The organism is Micrococcus sp. KRD026 (genome assembly GCF_017168445.1).
In the GTDB taxonomy this organism is placed as follows: Bacteria; Actinomycetota; Actinomycetes; order Actinomycetales; family Micrococcaceae; genus Micrococcus; species Micrococcus luteus.
Genome location: NZ_JABFBA010000037.1, coordinates 1 through 1327, shown reverse-complemented (window position 1 = coordinate 1327; position 1327 = coordinate 1). Strand labels below are relative to the sequence as shown.

Below are 1327 nucleotides of genomic sequence, written 5' to 3'. Positions count from 1 at the left end.
TAAGAGACAGCCATCACGGGATCGCCCTACGTCGGGCGGGGCTGCTGCATCAGGTGTCCACGAGACTGGCGATGGACTTCGCGGTGGTCGCCCTGGAGGACCTGAACGTGGCGGGGATGACCCGTTCGGCTCGCGGGACGCTCGAGGCGCCGGGTAGGAACGTGGCCGCCAAGTCCGGGTTGAACCGGGCGATCCTGGATGCCGGGCTGGGGATGCTGCGCCGGCAGCTGGACTACAAGACCTCCTGGGCAGGGTCCCAGGTGAAGATGATCGACCGATTCGCGCCCTCCTCGAAGGCGTGCTCGCGCTGCGGGACAGTCAAATCCACGCTGTCCCTGGCCGAGCGGACCTTCGAGTGCGAGGCCTGCCACCTGGTGATCGACCGCGACGTGAACGCCGCGATCAACATCCGGGCGTGGGCTGTGCAGGAGGAGCGTGGAGCAGGGGTCGAGCTCGCCCGAGGCCGTCGGGAGAGTCGAAACGGACGTGGAGCTGCTGTCTCGGGCCCGCCATCTGGCGGGGCCGCGGGGCAGGGGCGTGGAAGCGTCAAGCCCGCACCCCAGGGTGTGGGCATGTCCAGCCGGGCAACTGGCTGGTCATCCCAACCCCCCTCAACCGAAGGGGAAAGCGCAGAGCGCGGAGCATCCGCCCTGGCCAGGTAGTGGAAGCCCCGCGCACGCAGGGATGAGCCCAGGGGAACAGGGAACAACCACTCGCTCACCGGGGAAGCCCCGCGCACGCAGGGATGAGCCCCCTCAGTCAGTCAGTCAGTCAGTCCGTCAGGTGGAAGCGCCGCGCACGCAGGGATGAGCCCATCTGCTTCTTGATGACGTCATCGGTGCGCTGGGAAGCCCTGCGCACGCAGGGATGAGCCCGATGCTGCTGCTGTGGACGAGCTGCTTGCCGAGGAAGCCCCGCGCACGCAGGGATGAGCCCCAGATGGCGGCCTTGAATCGGATCGAATACCGGGAAGCTCCGCCCGCGTAGGGATGAGCCAGACTCCCAGGGGCATTCACGGCTCCTGGGTTGAGCTGTCGTAGGGATCTGGGCTGGTCCCCGGTCCTTCCTAGACGCCAGCCAGTGCTCGTGACAGCTGCGGGTGTCGTGGAGGTGCTGCGGGGACGTGTCGCGGTGTCCGCGGGATGCTCAGCTGGTGGGCTCGGGGACGGTGGCCTCGCACTGGACCATGGGCATGCCCTTGGGGTCGCCGGTCTGGGCGTCCAGGGGGGCGGTGGTGCCGTCGGCGATGATCTCGCAGTGCAGGTCGCCGGCGGCGGGCAGCTGCGGGACGTTGGCGATCACCTGGATCTTTTCACCGGGCTTGGCC

General features: G+C 68.4%; 2 protein-coding genes and 1 CRISPR repeat array. Of the genes, one reads left to right on the top strand and one right to left on the bottom strand.

What is annotated here, in order from left to right; all coding sequences use genetic code 11:
* Positions 1 to 662, top strand: a 662-nt coding sequence (locus tag J1M40_RS11785; RefSeq protein WP_206450810.1) for an RNA-guided endonuclease TnpB family protein, incomplete at its 5' end; no start/stop codon positions are given.
* Between the two features lies 1 nt (position 663).
* A CRISPR array of direct repeats spans positions 664 to 997; the repeat unit is 22 nt; unit sequence CCGCGCACGCAGGGATGAGCCC.
* 149 nt (positions 998 to 1146) lie between these two features.
* Here J1M40_RS11785 and J1M40_RS11780 read toward each other — a convergent pair.
* On the bottom strand, positions 1147 to 1327 hold a 181-nt coding region (locus J1M40_RS11780), incomplete at its 5' end, for a hypothetical protein (protein ID WP_206450809.1).